The sequence below is a fragment of the Paraburkholderia sp. RHO2 genome, from assembly GCF_050955445.1.
GTDB classification, from domain to species: Bacteria; Actinomycetota; Actinomycetes; order Mycobacteriales; family Mycobacteriaceae; genus Prescottella; species Prescottella agglutinans_A.
Genome location: NZ_CP162618.1, coordinates 468,774 through 493,339 on the forward strand (window position 1 = coordinate 468,774; position 24,566 = coordinate 493,339).

Here is a 24,566-nt window from a genome sequence, read left to right on the forward strand (position 1 = left end):
AGGCCCGAATGTCGTTGTGTCAGCTGGCTTTTTTGTTCTCGGGGTCGTTGTTGAAGGCCTGTGCGGCCAGCTCGCGGAACGCGGGCGGGTTGGTGGCCCACTGTTCGACCTGCTGCCGGAACGCGGCGGCGTCGATCTCGTTCAGCCTTCCCCGGGGCACCGCGAAGGTGGCCTTGAGGACGAACCGCAGGTGGTCGATGTAGTCGGCCATTTCGACCGCCGCGGCGAGGTCCTTCCACGCTGCGACGGCGTCGGGGTCCTCTGCGGCGGTCAGCGGGCGCGGACGACGCTTCTCTGCGGGGGTGGACTGCTGCTGCTCTGCGGGGTCGGACTGCTGCTGCTCGGCGGGGGCCGCAGCACCAGCGGCGAGTGCCGCCTGCTCGCTGGCAGAGTTCTGCTGACGCGGGGCGTTCGAATTGGATTCCGCGGGCGCGGATTCGACGCCGAGGTATGCGCCCATCATCTGCTGCGTCCGGGCGAAGTCGTTCGCCGACGCGGTGCACACCAGCTTGACCCAGTCGCGGCGCGCGTCGTCGTTGGTGATGTGCTCGACGGTGTACGGGAAGCGGGTGTTGATGACCTGCGTGACCCACATGCCGGCTTCCTTGTGGGAGCGTTCATCTCGGTTGGTACGACCGACGACGCGCTCTTGCACCTTGTCTGCCATCCACAGTAGCGTCTCGGTCAAACCCCACACGTGGTCGAGGGACTGCTCCTCGGTGATCTCGGGCAGCTCTTCGGCCGTCTCGAGCGCACCGGTGAACAGGTACACCGCGGACTCGTGGGTCGCACGGATCTTCGCGGCCAGCTCGGAGCCCATGTTCGGGCGCCCGTCGGTGTTGAGCGGCTCCCAGGGCTCTGCCTCCGCGACAGCGCCGGGACGACCACGAACCGCGCGCTGCGCGGCGGGAGCCTTCGCGTCTGCGTTGCCGCCCAGATGCGCGGCGACCGCAGCGGCAATCGCCTCGACATCGGCGCCCGCGTTGCTCGCCGCCGGAGCCTGCGTGATGCCGCCCGTGCGCTCGCCGTCATGGACGATGCACCGCCATCCCTCCGGGGGGAGGTCACCGAGGTTGTTGCCCCGCAGCTGCGGCCACTCCGCCATATCGGAGCGCAGCTCCTTCTCGGACGCGACCGCGGTGTCGGCGAGGTCATCGACGGACCCGACGGCCACGATGACCTTCGCGCAGTTCGCCTTCGTCGCGTGCGGCTGGCCCGACAACGAATCACCGGTCGCGCCGCGCAGGGCGTGGATCGGGGGCAGTACGTCGATCGGTTGATCGCGCTTGCCCTCGACGTTCTTACGGCGACGGGTCTCGATCGCGACGTAGACAGGGGTACGGGTGTCGTAGGCGTGCTTGAGGCGCGCAGCCACCGCACCGCCGGCCTCGGTCGAGGCACCGAAGTTGTGCGACATGCCGGGGGCGCCGGTGCTCGCGGCGTCGAACTGCACGTACACGGTGTCGAATCCGTTGCTCGACTTCTCCTGGTACTGCGCCACCAGGATCGTTGCGTACTCCTCGACCCACGTCTCGGCGCGCACCGAGATCGCCGACGCATCCGCTGGGTTGCCGATCCGAACGACGCTGCGGTCGTAGGCGACGAAACGTGCACCACCGGTGGCGGGGCGGGTCGCGATGGTGGACATGAGCTCTCCTCGGTTGCTCGTCGTGACTTGATGACTGCAACGCTAGAGACGCTCACCGACAGTGTTTTACTCGTTGCAGGCCTGGTCGCGGCGTCGGTAGACGGCAGTGTCACCGAACGCTTCTCCACCCGAGCCCGAGCCGGCGGACACAATCATCGCGGAAGCCACCGACACAACGGCGCATCCAGGTTCGGCAGCATCACGGAAGGAATGAGCGCCGGCTGGCGATTCGTTCCCGACCACGACGAGCCTGTCGAGACCGGGGTTCCGAACTTTGACTTCATCGGCCCGGGCAAGGAGCTGTTCTTCACGCCGCCCCTCGAAAACTGGATCACCCTCCGACGACGTCCAACCGGACCGGTGCGTGACATCGAGTTCGCCGGTCGACACTGCTGGGAAGTCGAGCTGGCACTACAGCGCAACCCCGCGCCAGCGACGCAGTTGGTGATCGACACCGAGACCGGAGCCGTACTCGCTCACCACAGCGCAGACGGCGCCGAGGCGCGCACTTCCTCGACGTGACTGTTCACGACGACGCTCGGACGACGACCCGTTCGCGTGGACGGGACCGATCCACACACCCCTCGACATCGGCCAGGAGGAGCGCGAGCGGCAGGTGAAGCAGCAACGCGCCTGCCACCAGTGGTCCGCACCAACGTCGAGGCGGTGAACGTCGCTACCCGTACCCGCGCGGGCAGCATCGACTCCGGTAGTCACCACGCCGGCTGGTTAACCAGTTGCTGTCAAACCAGTCGATTCCGTAGTGCAGCAACAGCAGCAGCCGTTCGGCCACGTGTGCCGGCTCCGCGACCAGCGGGGAGCATCGGGGCCGCGGCCAGCCACCTGACATACGGGGTTTCGATCTGTACTGCCTTGTTCGTCCCGCTCACCACGCGGGCGAGTGTAGGCATCAGGGCCCGGAATCACGGTGGGGGTGGGTGCGTCGTTGGGACGAATGCGCAGTGGGAACGTCGACGACCACCTGACCAGTCCTGAGAGCTGTGGCCAGGTGGCCCTCGATGGGGGCAGTTAGGGCATCACGTGGTCGGAATGACGTTGGAGATCCCGCATGACCCGGCGCCCTCACTGGTCCGGAACTTCGCCACTGATCTTCCGGCCTGGTCGAGCGCGGTGTACTCGTCGAAGCTGTATAGGTAGGCCGAGGGACAGCGCATGAATGATTGTTCCGGCGAATCAGGGAGCGCCAGCAGGATTCGTTGCACCTCGTCGCTGTCGGTGATCATGACTGGCGGCGGGACGAACTTCCCTGTTGTGTCATTCCCGGCGGCTGGCGGTGGTGGTGGCTCAGTGTTCTGAATATTCACGTAGTGGCACCGTCGGAGTGTCACACCCGGTGCAGGTGCGTTCTGTTTGTGGCCGACGAGCCATGCCTTTCCATACAGATCCGGCTCGAAGAAACTTACAGTCCCCGCGCAGTCTCCTGCGCCCGCGTCAGACACGACGGACGTCGAAGTCGATACGTCCTCAGACGATTCCGTGCCTGAGTCGTCGGCGGAACATCCGGTGATCAGCAAAACGGACACCACGCCCACGAGGGCCAGACTGGCCCCCGTGGACGCGCGGCGGAGAGTCGTTCTACCGGACCTCAACAGTCTTTCCCATCGACGAGAGGTTCTTCGTTTCCGCCGTGACACCAATGTCGAGGACCCGGCGGGTTTCCGGGTCAATCGTCACTGTCACATTCCCTCGGGGATTCGCACGCCCCTCACCATCGCTCGGGAAGGCACGAGGCACAGTGCCGTCGCCGTCAATCTGAACGACGAGCACCTGACGATCGTCGTCGATGATCGCGTTCTCCGATTTCGCGTAGCGAGAACGAGTCGTCTCAGTGACACGGGCTGCGCCGCGCTCCTTCATGTCGAACATGCTGGCCACCTCGTTAACGACGTCCGCGGAATTGTCCGCGGTCAAACGAGGCTTGGCCCGATTCGCCGCGATTGCCTGCTGCAACTCCGCGACCGGCTCACCCGGCCCGGTAACCTTCTCCGGTTCGAGCGGCATCTCAGGGCGGGCGGCTGTACCGCCGCATGAATTCTTCGACCAGGTATTGATCGAACCGTTGTTGTTCTTCAAAGCGAACAGGACATTTTGGCCGTTGGGGCTCATATTCAGGTACGGCGGGGCGGGCCACGTCCCGTTGCCCGGGTTGTACCGGAAGTTCCGCACGAGACCAGAGGCCCAGACATTCTGTGTTTCGGATTCCATTCCGGCCTGGCCACCGCCGGCGTATGCGCCGACGTCGACCGAGGTTCCGACAGCCTGATGGTTGTTCCAGATTGTCCAGTTGTTCGTGTTTGGAACCCAGGTGATGCCGTGGTCGACGTAGACGTTGGTGTTGAAGTCCCGGATGTACCACTCGTGGTAGTTGTTGCCAGTGTGGGGATCTCGCTGGTCGGCCCAGAAGTGGTTGTAACCCCAGATGAGCCCGGCGTTCTGCGTGTTCAGGTGCCCAGCGGTGTATCCGGTCTCTACCCACGTGATGTACTGGTGCCAGTAGTTGGTTTGGGTGGACATCCAAATTTCATGGGTGGCAAGGTAGTTCTGAGGATCGGTGACGCTGAGGCAGTTGACGAGAAGGTCAGCGGCGAGCCCCGCCATCGACACCGCGGCTCCGCTGTTCCACTGGCCAAATTGTCCGGTTGCGTAGCAATGGTTCGATGAATTCATTCCTCCACATACGACCTGCGCGTTCGCTTGCGGTGCAGAGACCCCCAGGCCCAACACCGACGCGGACGCCAACACGATGGATAGGCGTTTGGCTGAACTCTTTATGGACATACCTAGAGATAGTAAACAAACTCCGTTCTATGTCGGGGCATTTCAGGCGAAGCGCATGTACTACACAGTTCAACCAAAGCGATCGTTCAAACAAACGTTCATTCTGAATTTCTCCTACATGCCTCTCCTGACTTCAGATTTCCAACACTCCGCGACCCGAACCCGACCGTCGCCCGATGCCGTCGAAGTGGAATCCGAACTGGTCACCGTACGCCCCTGAGTGTGCGCTCGATTGCCCTATCGGGTGGCCCGGATGGCCAGGCCCCACCATGGCGGCGCGGCCCGCCGAAGACTGAGGGCGGCCCACTCGTCGAAGGTCGCCGGCACATCTCGCGGGCAGCTGGTCAGCTCCCACGCGCCGCCCCTTGACCTGGACGACCGGATCAGACCAGACGCCGTCGACTGCGGCCGCGGCGTGGGTGACGATCGCATACGCGGTGGGGTCGAGTAGGCGAGTACCAAGGTGCCCTAGACGTAGCAAAGGGCACATCTCGCGACCGGGCCGGGCAAGATGGGGGTCGTGGGATTCCCCCACGCCCAACCGTCTCGGACGTCCAACTCCAGTCCTGGCAGGCGGCCGGGTGGAGGATCTGCGGCTCCGGGACCCGGCGGCGGATCATCCCGGCCGGGTTGTTGCGGCCGAACAACGCGCGGTGGAAATGACGTACACGTAGCCGCTGAAGCGTTCCATCGTCCACATCCGACGCATCCATGCCTTCAACCTGAACCAGCGTGAGCCGGCACACCGATTCCGCTGCGGGGGAGTAAACCTCGGGCTACGCGCGACCTGCATTGGAGAACCGTCACCGTACGGTCCCGGGCCATGACCCAGTTCTCCGCGCAGGAACTCCTCGACAGCGGCGCCCGGGTGATCTGCCGGGGATGCAACTGGCTGGTGGACGCCAGCGTCGACAAGTGCCGTAAGTGCGGCCACCCATTTAAGAGCGACCCTGTTCCGCGGACGACGGCGCCGCGGCAGACGAAGCGGAAGCGACCGCCGGCCAGTAGGACCACGAGCGCCGACGCACACCGCGGTGACGCTGTCCTGACCGACGCGGCTCTGGGCGGGATGGCGGCGCGCGCCGATCGCACCATCTGGCTCGTCGTCCACGGCGACCCGAAGTCCCAGGGGTCGATGGTCGCCGTCGCGGCGGGCCGGGTGAAGGCATCGGATCCCACGATGTACGCGTGGCGCGACAACATCACCGGCGAGGCGCTCCGCGAGCTCGGGGTGCAGTGGCGGCCGATCGACGGGCCCGCGCTCATCGATGTCGCGTTCACGATGCCGTTCCCTCGTAGCTTCGAAGACCAGGCCAGCCGCATCGCACCCCGCCGCGAGGGAGAACTGCCGAGGATCCCGGCGATGCAGCCACCGGACCGAGACAAGCTGCTCCGCGCGGTGCAGGACGCGTTGTCGCCGAACGACCGAGGCAACAAGGGCGGCAAGGGCACTCAGGCGTTCGACAAACGGTTCAAGCTCGCCGTTGACGACTCGAGGTTCGTCTACGGCGCTGAGGCGAAGAGCTACGCCCGACCCGGGCATACCCACGCGTGGGCGTTGGACCGGCCTGGCGCCGTGATCCGCGTCCGGATGATCGACTCTCCCGGCACACACTTCCCCGAACCGACCCTGCGTGATCCGAGACCGCTCCCTGATCAGATCCGCGACATGCATGAGCGGCTGCTGCGCCGGCCCGGGGGAGCAGCGCGGTGACCGGCGGGGCGTTGCTGTCCGAGCGGATCGTCCTCGGCGCCATGCTGCGCGGCGACGACCCTGGGTTCACCGCGGACACCCTCAGTCGGCTCACTCCAGCAGCATTCGAGGTCCCCCCCGCACCGCACCGTGTTCACGGCGATCGCCCGCGCCGCAGACACCGGGCACGTCGACCTGTCGACCGTCATGGTCACCCTCGACGCGGGCGACGGGCTTGCTGCCGTCGGTGGTGTGGATGCGCTCGCGGCCGCCGTGCAGGAGTCGTTCACCTCCACCGCGCCGACCGATCACGTCGCCCGGATCGCCGACCGCGCCGCCGTCGATGCCCGCCGAACCGCGTTGCGGCAGGCCCTGGCTGCCCTCGACGAGGGCCAGGACCTCGACACCAACCGCGCGTTCCTCACCGACGCGATCGCATCGACGTCGACGACCGCCCAACTGTTGCCGTCGATCCGTGAGCAGGTCGACGAGTACTTCGCGTTGCTCGACCAGCGGCTGTCCGGACACATCCCCACCGGCCTGATGACCGGCTGGTCCCGGTTCGACGAGATCACTCTCGGTCTGCAGCCGGGCAGCCTCGTGATCGTCGCCGGACGCGCCGGCACCGGTAAGACCGCCGCAATGATGGACTGGACCAGGCAGGCATGCCGCAACGTCCAGGGCACGCTCTACGTGCCGTTGGAGATGTCGTCGCAGCAGATGATCGAACGCGCCGTCTCCGCCGAGGCATGCGTCGAACTGAACAAGCTCCGCGAGCCCGGCTGCCTCGACGATGACCAGTGGGACCGCGTCGCCGGAGCCATCTCAGCGATCGCGGAATGGCCCCTCTTCATCGACACCACCGCGACCACCATCTCGGGGATCCGACGTAAGGCCACCGCAGCGAAAGCCGCTCTCGCGGAACGCGGCAGCGACCTCCGGCTGATCGTCGTCGACTACCTCCAGCTCCTCGCCTCCGACGGCGGTCGCGGGGGAATGACCCGCGCTGAGGAAGTTGGACGCTTCACCCGTGGCCTCAAGGCACTCGCCCGCGAACTCGACACCGTCGTCGTCGCCGGGTCCCAGTTCAACCGGTCCGCCGCCGACGCCAACAAGCTGCCACGACTCGACGAACTGAAGGAATCCGGCTCGATCGAAGAGGACGCGGACATCGTGCTCGTGTTGCACCGTGCGCACGCGATCGACGGGCAGATCGGGATGGCCACCGCCGACGAAATCACCGGTTTGATCTTGAAGAATAGGCACGGCTCGGCGCAGGTCCAGTTCGAACGGGCTTGGCACGGGCATCTTGCATCGACAGATGAACCTGCACGTCGCATGCTCGGCCGCTGTAGGTTCCGGATCTAGGGCGTGTCTCCTAAATCCGGGCGGTGGGATCGGCGACACTGTTCCGTGTGTCGCGCACCGAATACCTGACTGATGAACAGTGGGCGTTGATCGAGCCGTTGCTTCCCACGTCCGACGGATGTCGGGGCCGCCCGTTCCGGGACAACCGTCGGGTCGTGGAGGGCATCGTCTACCGCTACCGGTCCGGAGTTGCGTGGCGGGACGTTCCCGCGGATTTCGGTCCGTGGCAGACGATCTGGAAGCGGCACCGCCGCTACGCCGGGGACGGCACCTGGGACAAGATCCTCGCTTCCCTGCTGGCGCATGCGGATGCGAACGGGCTGGTCGACTGGACAGTGTCGGTGGACTCGACGATCTGCCGAGCCCACCAACACGGCACCAACCTCACCCGCGACACAGGGGGATCTGTCGAATTACAGGAACCTCCGGAACGAGCCGGCTGACCACGCCCTCGGTCGCTCCCGTGGCGGGCTCGGCACGAAGATCCACCAGCTCGCCGACGGACACGGCCGGCCACTCGTCCTGCTGATCGGGCCAGGTCAGGCCGGTGACTCGCCAATGTTCCCCATCCTGATGGGCGCGTTGTCGGTGCCCCGGTTCGGCCGTGGAAGACCCCGAACCCGCCCGGACGCGGTGCTCGGCGACAAGGCCTACTCGTCGAAAGCGATTCGCGCCCACCTGCGAGCGAGAGGCATCGAAGCGATCATCGCCGAACCGGACGACCAGAAACGTCACCGCCTCCGGCGGGGCAGCCGCGGAGGCCGCCCGGTCGGGTTCGACACCGAGAAATACAAGGGCCGTGGGCGTCGTCGAACGATCCTTCGCCACCCTCAAACAGTGGCGCGGGCTCGCCACCCGCTACGACAAACTCGCACTCACCTACCGGGCCGGCGTGGTCCTCTCAGCGGTCTGTATCTGGCTGAGGTCCCTCACGAAATAGGAGACACGCTCTAGGTGCGCCTCGAACCGCGCTGGGGGGACGTTCGGGTGCCGCCCGTGCGAAAGAACTTGGGCAGCAACTGAACCATTGCACATCGTCGCCTCTGTCGGGGGGTGCCAGGCCGACGCAGGTGCAGGGTCCAGGCATCGGGGCGGGAAGCTCTCGAGGAAGAGATGCCCCGTCGCTGAACTGCGCGCAGCAGGGGATGATCTTACGGGTGATAGGGTGTACAGCATGATCGAGGTCGACAGAATCTAGCCACCGAACTGCCGGTGGCGTTCTTCTGTGTGGGCGACGCCCAACCTGGTTGAACCACTGCACCTTTAGGCGCATCAGCGTACTGTCCGCCCCTCAGGGGCGTTGACACCTCTGCGTGAACCTCGCCCGGCACGTTCGCACCGCACCGACCTCGGACGCCAGATCGTACCTGCGAGTGCGCGTGATTCCGATCCCCGTGCCCATGTGCCCGCTGCCCAGTACCCAAGCGGCGGCCCGACATCGCACGTGGGCGGTATACCCGAACCCTTGCCACATTGACCTCTCGACCGTGGTTGGTTGTCCCCGCCTAACCCCGCTGGGATCCCGCTTCCACGAAAGGCATTGCAATGCAGCACCGTACGTCCCGTTCCCGCAAGCGTCACCGCCGCGCCCACTGGAAGGCGAGTGCGCCGACGCTCACTACCTGCATGAACCCTACTTGCGGTAGGACCACTCCGCCGCACCGCGCGTGCCAGCACTGCGGCTTCTACAGGGGGCGTGAGGTCTTGTCTCCGAAGGGCGGTGACAAGTGAACGCCGTCTTGACCACCAGGAGCCGCTGGATGCACATTCGCGACTACCTCGCACAGACTGGTGCACCTGCGTTCCGCTTCCGCCAACTCATCTCCGCATGGCAGGGTTCAACGGCGGAGACCTTCGCCGATGTTCACGCATTGCCGGCCAGTTTGCGAGCCGATCTGGCAGCGCAGTTCGGCCCACGACTGCACCCACTGACTCCATTGGAAGTCCAGCGAGACAAACACGTTGAGAAGGTGCTGTTTACTTCCGACAGCGGCGCGCGCATCGAGACCGTGGTGTCACGGTATCGAGCCGGATGGGATTCGATGTGTATCTCGTCGCAGGTCGGCTGCGGGCTGGGCTGCACGTTCTGCGCTACCGGCGCGGTGGGTTTGGTCCGCAATCTCACTGCTGACGAGATCGTTGCCCAGGTGATGCACCCGCACTGGACCCGGGAAGGCCGACCTCGACCGACGAGCGTCGCGTTCATGGGGATGGGCGAGGCGCTCGCAAACCCGCACGTGCTCGATGCGCTCACCCTGCTCACCGACGCGGGGTATGCGGGGATGTCTCCGCGTCGGGTGACGGTGTCCACCGTGGGGTTCGTACCCAACCTGGCCCGTCTCGTCGATGAGCACCCGCAGGTGACAGTCACACTGTCAGTGCACTCTCCATTTGCGGTCGAGCGTGCTCGTATCATCCCACTCGAGGAACGCTTCCCACTCTCGGAAAGCCTTGACATCCTGGACCGACACGCGGCGTCGAGCCGTCGAAAGGTATACCTCGCCTACCTGCTCATCGCGGGCGTCAACGACAGCGACGACCACCTCAATACTCTGGCTGACCTGGTCCACTCGAGGTCCCGCCCGGAACTGTTTCACGTCAGCGTGATCCGTTACAACGAGGCGGTCGGGGCGGCCTCAGACTATCGGGCCCCGTCCTCCGCCCGAGTAGACCAGTTCGTGCGCGGACTCAGCGTGCGTGGCGTCCACGCGACCAGGCGGCGACAGTTGGGTACCGGCATCGACGCCGCCTGCGGTCAGCTCCACGCCAAGTACCTCGCAGTGACCGCTGCTTCCGCTGTTCCCGGCAACGCCGAACTGATCCCTGTCACGCCCGTCCGCAGCTGACCGGCGAGGAAGAAGAGGAACGCCACCGATGTCCACGAGATCCGCCAACGCGATCCGCAATCGCGCCTTCGACCGGACTCGTTGCACTCTCAAGTGTCAACTGCGCACGCAGCACCCAGGAGACAGACATGGCAATCAGTGAGAAGCTGCGGAAAAGTCTGATCGACGAGTTCCGCAGCCAGTCAGCACGGGGCACTGAATTCGCACCCTTCCTGGCGGGCGACGCAGTGGTCCGCGCCGAGTGGATCGAATCGCTGGCCCGGGCGCTCTCCCGAGAAGTCGCTCCTGGCTCGTACACCCACATTGACCGCGACACCATCTGGATCATCATGGACGCGGCGGCAGCGGCGCACAGCTCGGCCAGCACTGCCGCGCGGGCGCGATACCAACAAGCGGATCGGCGCCGACGCGCCAGCAGCTCGACTGTTTAGGTCCTCCTCGATGGAGAGCTGAGCCGAACCAGCGGGCAAGTGCCCGCATTCAGACAGATTCGCCAGCCGCGAGTACGCGGTCGTGAGCACCGCTCCCATTACTCGAGTCGACTGAATACGGGCAGCCATTGGCGTGAGTGCCGCTGCGCCGCTGAGGATCGCGCAGTGACCACGCCTCCCAGCCTCGACGGGAGAGGCGTTCCTCGGGGGAGTTCGCACTGGGTGGTTGCCCGAGCGGCCGATACACGTGTTCGTCGATACGAGCTTTCGATTAGGGCGTTCGTGTGTCCGGGCCTCACTGCAGGTGGTGAGGCTTCCGCTCTCCATGTACGTGGGCTGAAGGTTGGTGACGCCCACCCCGGAGCTGTGCGGCTGGCAGTCGAGGCGATGTCGTCGCGATCTCCCGGACGTGTTCGCAGTGCGGGCAGGTCGGGGAGGCGAAGGCGTTGGATGTCCGGCGTTGATCGTGCGGGTGTGGTGCGGTCCTCGATCGTGACTACAAACGCTGCGGTCAACATTCTCGACCCGCCGGGCTGGCGGAGTCGCTCAACGCCTGTGGAAGGGATGTCAGACTGCGGCTTGCCGCAGCAGATCCCGATGAAGCAGGAAACCACCGAACAGACGCCACCTGTGAGGGTGAGACTGCGTAGGAATCCCGGCCGTTCTCACGGTCGGGAGGAAGTCAATGTGTGCCACCTCGCACCAAGGCGACATGCAAACACCCGTGAATTGAAGGCGGAGGCCCGTGAATCCATGTCGGCTCTCCCATTCGGTGGCGAGGACTATCCGGAGGATCCAGGACGGTGGGAGCGTCGCCGCGTTGCTGAACCACCGTCCAGCCTGCCGCGGTGATCGAAACGTGGAATCCTTGCGAACGGCGATCTCTGCTTGTCGGGGGTGGAGAGAACCAAGAAGAAGCGGAGCCCGGGCTGTGTCAGCTACAGCCCGGGCACCGTGGAGTCGACAATAACGGGGAACCCCCTCTCCTTCACGGCAACTGTGCTTCGCGACGCCAGAGCATGAAGGCACCGCATGACACGCTAGGAGCTGAAGTAGTCGTCGCGAACGTCCCACCGGATACGTTCAGGCGTGTGCACAGAAGCATCGAGATGGCGACGGTAACGGTGTCCGCACACCGACTGGACTCATACCGCAGCGTTGAACAGCGTGCGCGAGAACAATGGAGCCGGCATCTCGCCGATCGCGGTGACTCGTGGCGCGATGCTGGATTCCGTCTGGTCGACAACCGGCCCGATACCGAGCTGGTCGATCACCTCGTATATCGGTTCGAAGGAACGACCGTTGCGTGCACCCCAGTCGCGTGAGCGAATGGTGCTGAGTAACAACGAAATCGAGATCATCGCGCCGGCCACCCGGTGGCGGCTCTGGTCGCATGCGCGGCAGACCGATCGATTGTGGTCGGGGGTCGGCGAGTTCAGTGTTCGGCGGGTGCAACCCTGAGGCGGTTGCCGTCCAGGTCTGCGGCCACAAAGGTCAGGCCGAAGACGTCTTCGGACGGTTCCTCCATGATCTCGACGCCCTTGTCCACCCACTCGTCGTAGATCTCGCGGATTTTTAGGCTTCCGCCTTCGACCAGGAGCCCGACCTCGAAGGTCGGGGCCGGGGGAGTCTCGGCCGTTCGGGTCTTCCCTCCCCACAGTGCGAGAACGATCCCACCTCCCAAGTCGAAGATTGCGTACCGGTGGCTGAGCATCTGGGCTTGCATGCCGAACAGCTCGCCGTAGAACGCTGCCGCCGAGGCGACGTCGCTGACATAAACCAAGAACTGATTGGGGAGGCGCATGAGAATGCCCTTCGCTTTGGGGAATGTGGCTGCCGCGGTGTGCACGCCTGACCGGAACGAGCCCAGGTGAAACGCGGGCGGTTTCGGTGGGGAGTGGGCCGCGTGACCACGCTAGGGCCGTCGGTAGTGATACGTCCAAGAGCTGGTTCGTCTGGTCACTAGAATCAATGGTTATGGAACTGCGCCAGCTGCGGTACTTTCTGGCAGTCGTCGACGAGGCGAACTTCACCCGAGCGGCGGATCGGCTGCACGTCTCGCAACCCGGTGTCAGTGCTCAGATACGTCAGCTGGAACGTGAACTGGGGCACGACCTTCTGGACCGTTCAGGGCGAACGGTGACACTCACCGAGGTCGGTGCCGCGGTGCTTCCCTACGCGCGCGCCGCGGTGGCTGCCGCATCGGCGACGCGTGATGCGGCCGATGCGGTGGCGGGTTTGGTGCGCGGGCATGTCGGTATCGGCTCGGTGCCCTCGGCGGCGCTCGACTTCGTCGAGTTGCTGGCGGACTTTCACGCCCGCTACCCCGGCATCGAGATGACCCTGACCGAGCAGAGTTCGGAGAAGCTCCTGAAGGAGGTCCGCACCGGACGGCTGGACCTGGCCTTCGTCGGTCTGGCCGGGGATGCGCCGCCCGGTGTCGCGTGCCGCGTCATCCGGGAGGAGGCGCTCGTCGCCGTCGTCGCCCACACCGATCCACTGTCCGGCAAGACCGCCGTCGACCTTCGCGAGCTCGCCGCGCGCCCACTGATCACGCTGCCGCGCGGCACGGGGATCCGGTCGGCTCTCGACGCCAGCGTCGCCGAGGCCGGCCTGCCAGCTCACATCGCCTTCGAAGCCAGCGATCCGCGGGTCGCGGCCCGACTCGCGCAGCGAGGGCTCGGAACGGCGGTCCTGCCCGCATCCGAGGTCGCCGCCGACGACGACCGAGGGCTGGTCCGCGCGGTCGCGATCACCCCGCCAGTGTCGGCCCGCCTCGCGCTGGTGTGGAGAGCGCAGGGGCCGCTGAGCCCGGCCGCAGACGCCCTGAGCGCGCTCGTCACAGCACGATCATGATGTGTGGATCGTCTGCTTCGGTGGCTGGCTCGTAGGAGCAGGTTTGCAGCTGCTGCAGGTTGACGGCATCGTGTCGAGTTGCTCCGTCAGATTGACGGGCCCTGAACGAGCGGCGTGCGACAGACGCCGTCCGGGCGCACTGGTTCGCCATGCCTCTCGGCCGGGCCATCGCTGAACATGTCGACGTGGGCGTTGTCTCCGTTCGAATAGGCGACACCACGCTCCACTACGGCATCGACAACTGCTGCGTCGCACACCACGACGGGCCCGCGCAGGTCGCCGACATCGAGATGCAGCTTGACCTGGAGACTGTCATCGACATCGCGGCCGGCCAGCGAAACCTCCCATGGCCGCCCGCACCGCCGGAATCGGAGGCACACTGCGGGTGTCTCGGAGTTTACGGTGAAGCCCTTCTTATTGGGAGGGCCGCGGCCGAGTCGAACGTCGAGCCTGTTCCGCACAGGCCGGCCCGATTACTGGCGCGGCGTGGTGAGGGCACTGGCTGCGCGATCGTCGTCGACGATGAACTGAGGGTGCTGTGGGCGGACCTCGGTGCACTCGCCAGAAGTTGTCCCAAACAGGCGAGATTCTCTCTGGGTCCGTATCGTCAACGCGTGCATAGGTCATCACGGCGTGTTTCCTACCGCAAGTTCTCACAGGCAGTCCGCAGGTTCAATGCGCGACGACTGCTGGATAAAGTTTCGGCCGTGAGTGCCTCGCTTGCCCGCGCCGACGCTGGCCTCGATCCAGAGCGGTGGAATCCCGATGGATCAGTCCAGCAGTTCAGCCTTGCCGCGGTTGCACGCACCGCCATTATCGAAGACGGTCGGCGCAAGACAAGAACTCCCAACCGCCCCGTGACCGATACGGAGCTGCACGAGCTGTGTGGGCTCAGTATCGAGGTCGATCATCCTGACATCCCCGAGCATGGCGCTGTGGGGGACCAGGACCTGGCACGCTTAATGGCCAGAATCATCTACCAACAAGCACTCTTCAAATACTCCGACTTCGAGAACATCGCACGGACCATTGGGTTGCTCGTAGAGCACGACTCAGGAATCCGCGGGCTACCGACGCCCAGTGATTGGGGGAACGCGCTCGGTGTCCCGTTGACGAAGTACATGACCATCGTGTTTCAGCTTGCCTCAGTCGCCACTACCTACGGCGGCGGAGTCACCATCGGCAACCTCCATGAGTGCCACCGGCTCGGGTTTTTCGCTGGCACAGATGTCGAAACCGTCATCCGAGTGATACAGGACCACCTTGCTGCCGACTTGGGCACGCTACGAGAGGAAGGTCGCAATGCTGAGAAGCGAACCGAGACTCAGAGGATGTGGTCCAGCAACCCGCTCATGGGTCGCCCACTCGTCGATCAGGGCGACCGTGGCTTCGTACTCCCCGTCTACAACTTCCTGATCCAGAAGATCACGCCCCTCGGGCTCTTCTTCACCGGGCTACAGCACTTTGGCAGCGACTTTCCGCGAGCTCTGGGCGATTCGTTCGAGGCCTACGTCGGCCGCCAACTCGCACAACTCGAGGCGGCGGGTGCAACGATCTACTCTGAGATCACCTACGGGCACGAAAACAAGCAGTCGATTGACTACTTCGTCGTCTTCAACGAGGTGATACTACTTGTCGAGGTGAAATCCTTCCGCGCCACCGAAGCTGCGCGCGCCGGGATTGATTCCGGGCTCGAGCAGTTGGTTAGCAAAGTTCAGGCCGCCCGAGATCAAATCGACAGGACGGCAGAACTACTGGTTGCCGGGATGGCCGAGTTCCAACATCTCCCTGCAAACCGGCCACTGCGTGGTCTCGTTATCACCCTCGAACCAATTCACCACATCGACACATTTCTATACCAAGATATGTTCACCTCAAACCAAGTCGAAAGTTCAACCATCAGCGCACATGATCTCGAACGGATCTGCCCCATACTGGCTAAGCAGCCAGACGCCGGTAGGCGCATCCTCGATGCACTTACTCACGCCGCGCCTACGCCCCCGAGCCTCAGCCGATCAGTGAAAGACCTTCCTGCCGAACGTAATCCTGTCAGTGATGAACTTTGGAAGTCCTGGGATAAAATCGTTCCCCGGCCAGCGCTCACGCCACTGGCTCACTACGTGGTCGACAAGTAATAAGTCAGAACCAGAGTGGATCATCGCTCCACACCAAGGGGCCAGGCGGCTTCCCGCCTCCCAACTTCGTAAGGAGTTGCCACATTGCTGAGAGCCACCGCCAACCAAGCGCAACCCGCGCGAATGCGGATCCCTTCAGTGCCGACGTGTGTAGCAGCTCGGTCGGCACCCCGTCAGGGAAGTCTTCGCCGAGGATCTCGAAGCTGCGCTCGGCATCGGTGAGGTCACGCTCGGCCTGGGTCGGGACTGGAGTTCGTTCACCGATCTGTCAAGTCTTGGCGGAATCCAACTTTGGCCATGTGATCGAACCCTGCGTCATCTCGGCCGAGGATCGTGGTTTGCTCGACGCTGCCCCGAGCGATGTCCCCGCCGCGTGGTCGCAGGTCCTGTCTCCGCCAGGATTCACGGTCAACAACATCAGAGACGTCGCTTCCCAGTGCTGCATCTTTTAGAATGCGCGGAATCACCTCTCCTGCACCGGCAATCTTCACGGTGACTCGGTCCTAACGTTGCCATGAGGAACATGGCAACACCATCAAGTACCAGCGCTGTTTGATGCCACGCCGTTGGCTATCGTGAACGCGACAATAGATCCGACCGTGAATATCGTTGATCCGACGACTCTCGCGGACCGGCGGATCCCACCCGCTGAGCTTGTCGCGCAGCTCCTGGCGAGGTTCTGTCGATCCGTCGGCCACACCTCAGTGTGAAGTCGTCAATGAGGCTTGGGAACAGGCCCGCGTTGGGTGTCGGGGAGTGTCATACTGACTGATCTTGTGGACAGTCCGGAAACGGGATGTGTGTTCGATCAGAGTTGGACGCCAGCAATTGTCGATGGGCATCTTGAGTGGCAGTACGGCACGGAGGAGTAGTCCTGCAGAAGAGGATGGCCCACCGGCCGGTCTGGGGGAAGGCAGTGGGCCGGTTGCGAATCCCGGGGGAGGCGTTTCGCTGGACGTAAGGTAGTCCGGTGCTTGGGGCGGTTGGCATCGGATTCTGGAGTGTGGAAGTTCCTCGACAGAAACCGGAATGGTATGTGCTGGGTGGCGGCAGACTTCTCCGGACCACCGCCACCCAACATAGGTAGGCGCCCAAGTCTGGGGTGGACGCCTACCGTGCCGCCTTGAGTCGGCAACTTGGACGCTAACCCAGCTCGAACGTCGCCAAACTCAATGTCCTGGGGAATCGCGGGTTCACCCAAGGATTTCATCCCTCGCTCGAACCACGACGATCCGCGTCAACGGCTCGCAGTTAGCTCGCGCCGGAGACGTGGTACACCAAGAAGCCGAGAAGCCCGATCGTCAGAACGCAGCTACCCAACGCGAACCAGGCGTGGCGGCGGTCCGAGGAACTCATTGCCCGGAACTCGGCCCGCAGGGCCTGCCGGGTAATGCCCTGACTAGATGCGGTGCTCACAATCAACGCAATCGCGCTGGCAGCCAACCCCGTTGCCGACGCAACGAGCAGCCACAATCCCCAGCCGACCGACACGGAGGCAGTCGGTGAGAGGGCCTGCAGAAGATTGTTGAGCGTCGTGAGGTCCGCGACGGCAATGACCAACGTGACGATCGCTGTTACTGCTGCGAGGGCAACCGGCCAGACATACTGCTTCACTGCCCGAACCACCAGTGCAAGAACAGCGATGATCGCTAAAGTCAGCGTGACCCGGCCATCGCCCTCGGTGCCGGCAAGCGAGTCCCCGCCTCCGGTCGCCCACGGGCCGATACTCGCGACGATCATCCCGATGCACGACAGCCACGCGATCCCGTAGACGGGCAAGTTCAATGCGCGGCCTGACGTCGGCTCGGCAGCCTTCTCAAGCGTGTACGTCGGCACTGTCGGTGTCCTCTCCGTCATGGCCTCTCAGCCTGTTGAGCGGCAGAATCATAGTTGAGCAGGCAGTCTTTCAGTGACCATCCGGGGAGGAAATACCCTGGCATTCGGGTTACTTGAACGCTGCCGTGGCATCGAACCGGTAGTCGGCAGCATGCGGGTTCTACTGGAGTTAGGGCATCCGATCGCTGAGGTGCATGTTCAGCCCGAGTCGCTCCCATGCTGCACGCCGGCACTGAACTCGGTGTCGTGAATGTTGCGCGTGCGCGGTGACGACGGACCACGCTTGTTCGAGTGACAGCTGGTCGATACCGTTGACGACTCCAGACCCCCTGCGGTGACGCCTGGGATGGGTCGAGCCCGTGCAGCTGCACGCTGGCATACCTGTCGAACGATGGAACTGACTCATGGGTGCGAGGTGCGCTTCCCCTCACTGCTGTTCGGTCACCGCGACTCCCAGGGCAACATCACGCATCGTCCAGGAGATCGACGCCCCAGGGCGACGGGCTGTCCGTTTCTATTGGTACGGTTCGCGGGCTCTTGAGTACCAACGGGGAGGGGCGCCAACATGGTGGCATCCGATATTGCGTTCCTGGTGAACGCGGCCAACTCGTTCATCAGCGGGACCTTGCGCGACATGGAAACTGAACTCCTCGTTGCCCCGAGGGTCAACCGTGCGATTGCGGACCTGAAGACCGAGATCCATCGCTTGGAGAAGGAGATCGCCGACACCAACCGCGACCGCCGTACCGCCACGCTCGCGATCGAGAAAGCATGCGAAGCGGGATTCGACAAGGCTATCGACAGGTTGAACGCGCAAGTGGCGAAACACAATACCGCTCGATCCAAGGTCGCCAAGCAGGTGCTCGAATGCCGAAAGTTCGATCGCGACCCTGGAGGAGTCGCTTCGGCGGTTGCGGAAGCGTGGCACGTAGGTGGGCCGTGTTCCGGGGCTAGCCACGAACCACATTTCAGATCCGAAGGCCCGAGTGAGGCCAGTCACGTTGTTCCAGCCTGAAATACTAGACCGGTGACCGGTGATGGGGTTGGCGGGCAGAGCCGCCCGCGAGGATTGACAGACATCTGGTTCGCCGCGCAGAAGGCGCCGCGCTGCCTTGCATTGAGCGTGCGCTTGCCGATGCTTGTTCCCCTCGATCAACCGATAGCAGTCGACATCGATACAGAGCGACTAGCGCGCAGCCCCTACCGGAACACTTCAATAGACAGGGCTTGGCTCGATTTCCCGATTGCGATCCGCTTGTATTGGACTGCGGCGCAGGTTGAGGTGCCGCGTACAACGACGCCAGCTCGGCATTTGGGCTACTTGATTGGCTCATCTGCGCCACCGTCGGTGACGATGGCCCCTAAGTGCAGACTGGTGTCCGTAGTGACTGCTTTCGTTCCCGTCGTAACGGCCAATCCGGTTTCAGAGCAGTTGCGACGTCCTGATCTTCTTGGACCCCTTGACGTCGTTCTCTGGGCGATTTCAGACCTGATCCGAGCGACACGTCTGAGTGGTCACGCTTTGCGGGATATCAACGTCGAAGCGCTGCCTGAACAGAGCATCCCGTACACCTACGCGGATGTGGTTGAGGGCAAGATGATCTGGACGGATCAATGGAGAGCGTACCGGCACGAAGGACCGAGGGCCGACTCCATCGGCCATCACGAAGTGCCGCTACCGAGAGCGGAACAGGACCAGATCAGACGCAGGTTCGCCGACCTGAGATTCGGAACGCCGTCGACGGTGCTGTCCGATTTGCTAATGCGGGCGCACGTCGCGTTCGATGCAGGACAGGCCGAAGCTGCAATCCTGGGATATGCCATTGCTTGTGAAAGCTGGATCGCTAATCTGGCGCTTGCACTGAAATGGGAAACGGGCGAGATTGACAAAGCCGCAGCCAGTAGACTTGATCTCGTCAATTCTGGACCGCACACGCTTCTACGCAAGTGTGACAAGCTCGGGGGCGGATCTTGGGAGAACGATAAAGAAGGCCGCATCCACGCCTGGCTGCGTGACGTCGTAGCTGAACGCAATCGAATTGTTCACCGTGGTGAACGGGCAACGATGGACCAAGCCAACCGTGCACGGGAGGCTGCTGGGCAGCTGATCGAGTTGCTCAAGAGTAGGATCGTCGCCAGCCCAAAGTTCCCGCGAACCCTTACATTATTCGTCGGCCAGCGGAGCATCGACGCATACGGCTCGAAGAAACGGAAAGAGCAATTGAGGGTTGCTCTCTCGGATGAAGTGGCTAGTCTCGCCAATGAGGAGGAGTTCCGTACTTGGCGAGACAATGTGCTGGAACTGACCTATCGTCGCGCGGAACGTCCAATCTGATGTTTCCGAGCCTACTCGAGGTGCCGGGTGGGGCCAACATGGTTCTTGCCGTTCCCCGCATGCCAGTGTGATGCGAGTCTGGGCTACACATCACGGCAGAGGACGCCATGAGGGACCCACATGTCGTGGCAGAGAAGAACAACTGGCTTGGGCGAGGGAGCGCTGACGGCTGCCCCGAATCTGTCCCGCAGGTCTTGGAAGGCGCGACGGAACGTCTGAGAATCAGCATGGACTTCGGAATGCGGGTCCAGCACGTCGCCGAAGGCTAGGTGCATGGAACCCGAGGCTAGCGGCGGTGCGTGTAATCCCAGGTAAGCGCTGCGTTGCGCCGAGCCATGCTTCCGTCTGAAGGATCGTCAAATAGGAGGGCCTGGAGCTTGGAGTCCTTGAGGTTCTTCACGCACAGCCTGCCAACTCCGGACCTTCTGAAGTGGGTACCGCGCGCGGCTGTGGTTGCTTATCCCTGGTCGGGGTCGATTTTGTGACACGTTTTCGGTACGCTTTCTTGTCATGACCGTCGCGCTGGGCGATGCCGCCAAGAAGCTGCAGAGCATCCCGGTAGGCAGTTTCGTACACGCGAACAGCCTGCCGGGCTCACGGGCTGCCTCAGCGTCGGCGCTGAAGCGCGCACGCGAACGTGGCGAGCTGGTTCGTGTGGCAAAGGGCGTGTACTGGAAAGGCACGCCGACCCGCTACGGTATGACCCGGCCACCGTCCACGGATATCGCTTTTGAGGTGTTGGGTACCAAGGGCGTCGGCCCGACAGGCTTTTCCGCTGCCCGCTCCTTCGGCTTGACCACCCAGGTGCCCCCGAAGCCTGCTCTCGCAGTCACCGGTCGGGCACCTAAGGGTCTACCGGTTGTGGTGACTGGACGCACCAACTTGCGACGAGCATCGCTTGCCCCACTCGAAATCGCGGCGCTTGAGCTGTTGCGTGGAGATTGGGAGACCACCGTCGACGACGGATGGCCCGCTCTGTCGCGTGCATTGGCAGACGCGGTCACTGCTGGAAAGCTCCGCTGGACGAAGCTAGTCAAGGCAGCCCAGGGGGAGCGGTGCCCAGCCCTTCGCACGAGTATCGAGCGCTTGGGTGGGGATTTGCGAGCATCTGGCATCCTTGCCTAATGCCCCCACGCCTGCGCGACAACTATGACGACCTGGCCGCCCTGATCGGCCGTGCCTCTGAGGAACTTTCGCTCGACCAGACCTTTTTGGAAAAGGACTTCTGGGCCATGGAGGTGCTACGCGCCTGCACTGAAGAGGTCGCGGTCGGCGAAGCTGGCATGTTGGGTGTGATCTTCAAAGGTGGTACGTCACTTTCACGCGTGTTCAAACTGATTGAACGGTTCTCCGAAGACGTCGATATCCTTGTCGAGTTCCCCGAAGGCTCAAGTTCCGGAGCCCGCGACAGGGCACTGAAACAGGTAATCGCCAATGTGGGCCAGCACCTAGGCCTGGATGGTGATCAGGTGCTCCGGCTAGAACCGACGAAGGGTGTGAAGCGGAACGCGCGCTACATCTACCCGGCGCGAGCTTCCGCGTCAGCCGCCGCGGTCGCAGCGATTAGCGAGGGCGTTCTCCTAGAAATGGGCTCTCGTGGAGGGACGCACCCCACCCAGCAGCATCAGCTCCGCGCGATCATCGCGGACTTCGCTATTGACGAACTCGGCGAGACAGAGGAGACGTGGCAGGAGTTTGAGCGATTCACCGTATCTGTGCTCGCTCCGGAGCGGACAATGTTCGAGAAGCTGTCTGCTTTGCACGACGGTGCCTCCAGAGCACCTGACGACAAGGCGCTCGATGCGCTAAAGCGCGGCGCCCGCCACCTCTACGACATCCACTGTCTGCTCAGCGACGGCCGAATTCGCGGCGCGCTGGAAGAATGCGGAGCGGCCGGAGTTGCGCAGCTGTGCGATGACATCGACAAACACAGCGTGGCCGCTGGTTGGAGCTGCACCCCACGCCCGCCCACAGGATACGGCGCCAGCCCGCTCCTCAGTACTGACCATCCTGGAGGGCAAGCGCTCTTCGAGGGCTACACCGCGGCTATGAAACTAGTCTATGGGGTCCGGCCCTCGTTGGATGAATGCCTGGACACCATCCGCGCCAACACCGAACTACTATGACGTGAGCGCCTCATCGCTACCCAAGTTGAGTAGCGACAGCGGTGAAGCGCACCCGTCCGCAGGGAGAACTTGCTGCTTGAATTCTTCCGCGTTTTCGAAGGTCAACAACCCCATGATCCCGGTCCCATTGCAGGACGGGCAGCCTCCGGTAGGTGGCCTGTCGGCCACTGCATCTGGCGAGTCGCATGGCGTTGACGGACATCACGCGATCAGCAATTTTCGACACGATCGACGAGCACGACCGAATCCGACAGTACAAATCCCTTACGGACTACGGCTTCGGTGCCGCGACGAAGGAATACCTCCAGTACGACTCGAACGACCCGGCGATCGGGGGCGACCGCTTCCACCGCTACAGCAGTGGTGATCAGGCGAGCCGTCCACTGCCCCTATGCCCGGAAGGGTTTGTGGGGGTGGTGGTTTGAGGTCTTCGGTAGTGCCCGGCTGTCGGTGGAGACGCTCGAACACCTTTGACGGCCAGCTGAACCGTTCACACGAAGGCGGACGCGGATGACGAAGCTGCCAAGCTGATTGGCCGTTCCGCGACCGCGAATCCGGTGAATGTGAGTGAGTAGGTCGTTGGCTGCAGGTACCGCCCCTTCGCTGCATTGGATACCGGGGAGGGAACTACTTGGCGCAGTATGGGTTGAGGAAGTCGAAGATGTACTACACGTGCCCGAACTGCGCCGGCCCGCTGCTGTGTGCTGGCAATGACTTCACGGTGCCGCGCCGCAGCGACTGGAAGGCGTGGTCGGTTTGTCGCTGTGGTCCTGGGCGCCGGGCTGCGCTGCGACGGCTTCGAGCCGTGCGGTTGCGGCCGGGATCTGAAGTTCCGCCCACGTAGCCGCGCTCAGGCGTGTGCCCGACGCGCCGTCGCTGCTCGGACCGGCACTCCGCTCGTGGAGCTGCTCGGCCAGGCCGACCCGCTGGAGACCCTCTGACCCCAGCAGGTCTCCACAGTTCACTCGGTTCCGCTCCCCAGCAGGCTCAGCAGATCCGCATCTTGCACTTTCGAAAGGGGGAGGCACGTACCACTCAGGTTTCGCGGCGTGGCGCTGTGCTGTGTCAGGGCGTTGCCACCTGTCGTGACAGCGGACCACTTCGCAGAGCGCTCCACGACGACGGACCGAGCCACCCACCACAGACGACACCCGACTCGCCATCCCCAAGGCCTATGTGGCACTCGCCGCGGGTTGGGAACCGACTGCAGAGACCGCCCAATCGATCCTCGAATTCTTGGCGCACAACTGATCCCGTACGTCACCTGGACTCCCGGCCGACGCGATCGTGGCGGTTCGCGTCGGCTAGGGCCCCAATCAGCACGAGAACTATTTGGCGGCCAAGGAGATACTGCATGCCTTCAGTTTCACCTAAGCGGCGAAGAATCTAACGACGTCGTCCACCCCGTTCCGGTAGGCCGGCACTGTAGCGTCGAACGGGGCGTGTCGCTGACTCGCTGTTCGCCTGGCCGGGCGCACGTCCGCGCCCGGCTCGATGGTGTTCGAGCGGCCGGGCAGTGACATTGCGGCGCACCTCGAGGTGCCGGTCCGCACAAGGACTGCGGAGATGGACGACGACCGGATTGCTCAGCTCGACGACACGGCCGCGCTTCGGTTACTTCTGGGCAGTGTCACTCCTCGCAGTCGTTGGGCCGGCGTCCCCGATACGCCCTGGTGGCCGGTGCGGCGGCGGAACACGGCCATAGGTCGTCGATGAGCGTGCCCGCGACCAGCGGCTCTGCATGGGGGAGAGGCAATCAGAGCTCAGGACCCATTCGCGGAGATCTTGTCGGCCAGATCGCTGTAGGGCAGGTAGTAGCTCATGAGAGACACGAGTACATTGCATCGTTCCGCTCGCGAGTCAGCTAGCGCGTACGCACCTGCCAGCTGACTGCTTCACTCGGACGGCCGACACGACGAACGTGTGAGAGCGCGGTGCCTCCCAAATTATCTCCGATGGTGCGGGGCGCTACAGCTTTTCTGCTTGGGCGACCGGTCTGCTTCGGTGCTGTTGGTGTCCGCTGCTCGGGCGGCAATCGCGAGGACTGGCATGAGAGCGGCGATGATCGCTGCGACCATGATGCAACGTTGTATCCCTGGCCGAGGCGCTCGAGTGCGCGGTCACCACGGCTGCGGTGGTTGCACGCGAGGGCGGTGAAAGGTGCCCTCGGGGAGGAGCTCGGCCAGGGTGGTCGTGATCATCGACCAGGTGGTGTCGTCACCGGCCGGCCAGGTCTTGCTCTGGCTGCGCATGACCTCCAGGAACCGGAAGTAGTGCGTTCCGCCCTGCTCGATCGACGCGTCGACGAGTGACGCGACCAGCACCTCGACCAGGGTATGGCTGTCGCCGGTGTCGACCCCGGCCAATCGTCGGGCGCCGGATGCCTCCACCGACTGCAGCCGCCATTGCACGATCGCCTGGACCAGTCCTGCTCGATCGCCGAAGTAGTACTGCACCGCCGAGTTGTTGCGCTGGCCTGCGGCGAGTGCCAAG

20 protein-coding genes and 1 pseudogene are annotated in these 24,566 nt (G+C 63.8%); 14 read left to right on the forward strand and 7 right to left on the reverse strand.

Annotated elements, in window-relative coordinates:
* Positions 1 to 19: 19 nt before the first annotated feature.
* Complete coding sequence (locus tag ABTV10_RS27265) at positions 20 to 1,648, reverse strand: hypothetical protein (protein ID WP_499035445.1); 1,629 nt, start codon at positions 1,646 to 1,648, stop codon at positions 20 to 22.
* A 30-nt stretch (positions 1,649 to 1,678) separates the two neighbouring features.
* On the opposite strand from ABTV10_RS27265, the gene ABTV10_RS27270 reads away from it, so the two are divergent.
* Positions 1,679 to 2,170 carry a hypothetical protein gene (locus tag ABTV10_RS27270; protein WP_499035446.1) on the forward strand — a complete coding sequence of 164 codons (492 nt, stop codon included), beginning with the start codon at positions 1,679 to 1,681 and terminating at the stop codon, positions 2,168 to 2,170.
* Positions 2,171 to 2,685: 515 nt separating this feature from the next.
* Here the strand turns inward: ABTV10_RS27270 and ABTV10_RS27275 are convergent.
* Entirely contained in the window at positions 2,686 to 3,201 is a 516-nt protein-coding gene (locus ABTV10_RS27275) for a hypothetical protein (protein ID WP_499035447.1), read from the reverse strand.
* Positions 3,202 to 3,244: 43 nt separating this feature from the next.
* A complete protein-coding gene (locus tag ABTV10_RS27280) occupies positions 3,245 to 4,336 on the reverse strand; it encodes a hypothetical protein (protein WP_499035448.1) in 1,092 nt (363 codons plus the stop codon).
* Between the two features lie 934 nt (positions 4,337 to 5,270).
* Between ABTV10_RS27280 and ABTV10_RS27285 the strand changes: the two genes are divergently transcribed.
* The 6 genes and pseudogenes from ABTV10_RS27285 (at position 5,271) to ABTV10_RS27310 (ending at position 10,785) form a co-directional block, all read left to right on the forward strand.
* On the forward strand, positions 5,271 to 6,161 hold the full coding sequence (locus tag ABTV10_RS27285) for a hypothetical protein (protein ID WP_499035449.1): 891 nt from the start codon (positions 5,271 to 5,273) through the stop codon (positions 6,159 to 6,161).
* A gap of 129 nt (positions 6,162 to 6,290) precedes the next feature.
* Positions 6,291 to 7,508, forward strand: coding sequence for a replicative DNA helicase (locus ABTV10_RS27290; RefSeq protein WP_499035450.1), 1,218 nt, complete (start codon positions 6,291 to 6,293; stop codon positions 7,506 to 7,508).
* A 47-nt stretch (positions 7,509 to 7,555) separates the two neighbouring features.
* Positions 7,556 to 8,448 (forward strand): annotated as a pseudogene (locus ABTV10_RS27295) (IS5 family transposase).
* 605 nt (positions 8,449 to 9,053) lie between these two features.
* Positions 9,054 to 9,239, forward strand: a complete 186-nt coding sequence (rpmF, locus tag ABTV10_RS27300) for a 50S ribosomal protein L32 (protein ID WP_499035451.1) — start codon at positions 9,054 to 9,056, stop codon at positions 9,237 to 9,239.
* A 29-nt stretch (positions 9,240 to 9,268) separates the two neighbouring features.
* The gene (locus ABTV10_RS27305; RefSeq protein ID WP_499035453.1) at positions 9,269 to 10,354 is read left to right on the forward strand and encodes a radical SAM protein; all 1,086 of its coding nucleotides are present in this window, start codon (positions 9,269 to 9,271) and stop codon (positions 10,352 to 10,354) included.
* Positions 10,355 to 10,482: 128 nt separating this feature from the next.
* Positions 10,483 to 10,785 carry a hypothetical protein gene (locus tag ABTV10_RS27310; protein WP_499035455.1) on the forward strand — a complete coding sequence of 101 codons (303 nt, stop codon included), beginning with the start codon at positions 10,483 to 10,485 and terminating at the stop codon, positions 10,783 to 10,785.
* A gap of 1,145 nt (positions 10,786 to 11,930) precedes the next feature.
* Here the strand turns inward: ABTV10_RS27310 and ABTV10_RS27315 are convergent.
* The gene (locus tag ABTV10_RS27315) at positions 11,931 to 12,158 is read right to left on the reverse strand and encodes a hypothetical protein (protein ID WP_499035456.1); all 228 of its coding nucleotides are present in this window, start codon (positions 12,156 to 12,158) and stop codon (positions 11,931 to 11,933) included.
* 62 nt (positions 12,159 to 12,220) lie between these two features.
* A complete protein-coding gene (locus ABTV10_RS27320) occupies positions 12,221 to 12,589 on the reverse strand; it encodes a VOC family protein (RefSeq protein ID WP_499035457.1) in 369 nt (122 codons plus the stop codon).
* 173 nt (positions 12,590 to 12,762) lie between these two features.
* On the opposite strand from ABTV10_RS27320, the gene ABTV10_RS27325 reads away from it, so the two are divergent.
* On the forward strand, positions 12,763 to 13,641 hold the full coding sequence (locus tag ABTV10_RS27325) for a LysR family transcriptional regulator (RefSeq protein WP_499035458.1): 879 nt from the start codon (positions 12,763 to 12,765) through the stop codon (positions 13,639 to 13,641).
* Between the two features lie 185 nt (positions 13,642 to 13,826).
* Entirely contained in the window at positions 13,827 to 15,776 is a 1,950-nt protein-coding gene (locus ABTV10_RS27330; protein WP_499035459.1) for a hypothetical protein, read from the forward strand.
* A gap of 1,251 nt (positions 15,777 to 17,027) precedes the next feature.
* On the opposite strand, the gene ABTV10_RS27335 is transcribed toward ABTV10_RS27330, so the two are convergent.
* Complete coding sequence (locus tag ABTV10_RS27335) at positions 17,028 to 17,612, reverse strand: hypothetical protein (RefSeq protein WP_499035460.1); 585 nt, start codon at positions 17,610 to 17,612, stop codon at positions 17,028 to 17,030.
* A 565-nt stretch (positions 17,613 to 18,177) separates the two neighbouring features.
* Here ABTV10_RS27335 and ABTV10_RS27340 point away from each other — a divergent pair.
* From ABTV10_RS27340 to ABTV10_RS27360, 5 genes are all read left to right on the forward strand, one after another.
* Positions 18,178 to 18,627 (forward strand): hypothetical protein, encoded by a 450-nt coding sequence (locus ABTV10_RS27340; RefSeq protein ID WP_499035461.1) that lies wholly within the window; start codon positions 18,178 to 18,180, stop codon positions 18,625 to 18,627.
* Positions 18,628 to 18,639: 12 nt separating this feature from the next.
* Positions 18,640 to 19,947 carry a hypothetical protein gene (locus ABTV10_RS27345; protein WP_499035462.1) on the forward strand — a complete coding sequence of 436 codons (1,308 nt, stop codon included), beginning with the start codon at positions 18,640 to 18,642 and terminating at the stop codon, positions 19,945 to 19,947.
* A gap of 510 nt (positions 19,948 to 20,457) precedes the next feature.
* On the forward strand, positions 20,458 to 21,072 hold the full coding sequence (locus ABTV10_RS27350) for a DUF6088 family protein (protein WP_499035463.1): 615 nt from the start codon (positions 20,458 to 20,460) through the stop codon (positions 21,070 to 21,072).
* Positions 21,072 to 22,073 (forward strand): nucleotidyl transferase AbiEii/AbiGii toxin family protein, encoded by a 1,002-nt coding sequence (locus ABTV10_RS27355; protein ID WP_499035464.1) that lies wholly within the window; start codon positions 21,072 to 21,074, stop codon positions 22,071 to 22,073. Before ABTV10_RS27350 ends, ABTV10_RS27355 begins: the two co-directional genes overlap by 1 nt.
* Positions 22,074 to 22,258: 185 nt before the next feature.
* Positions 22,259 to 22,498, forward strand: coding sequence for a ScoMcrA-related endonuclease (locus tag ABTV10_RS27360; protein ID WP_499035465.1), 240 nt, complete (start codon positions 22,259 to 22,261; stop codon positions 22,496 to 22,498).
* A 1,695-nt stretch (positions 22,499 to 24,193) separates the two neighbouring features.
* Here the strand turns inward: ABTV10_RS27360 and ABTV10_RS27365 are convergent.
* Positions 24,194 to 24,565, reverse strand: coding sequence for a hypothetical protein (locus ABTV10_RS27365; protein ID WP_499035956.1), 372 nt, complete (start codon positions 24,563 to 24,565; stop codon positions 24,194 to 24,196).
* Position 24,566 lies beyond the last annotated feature (1 nt).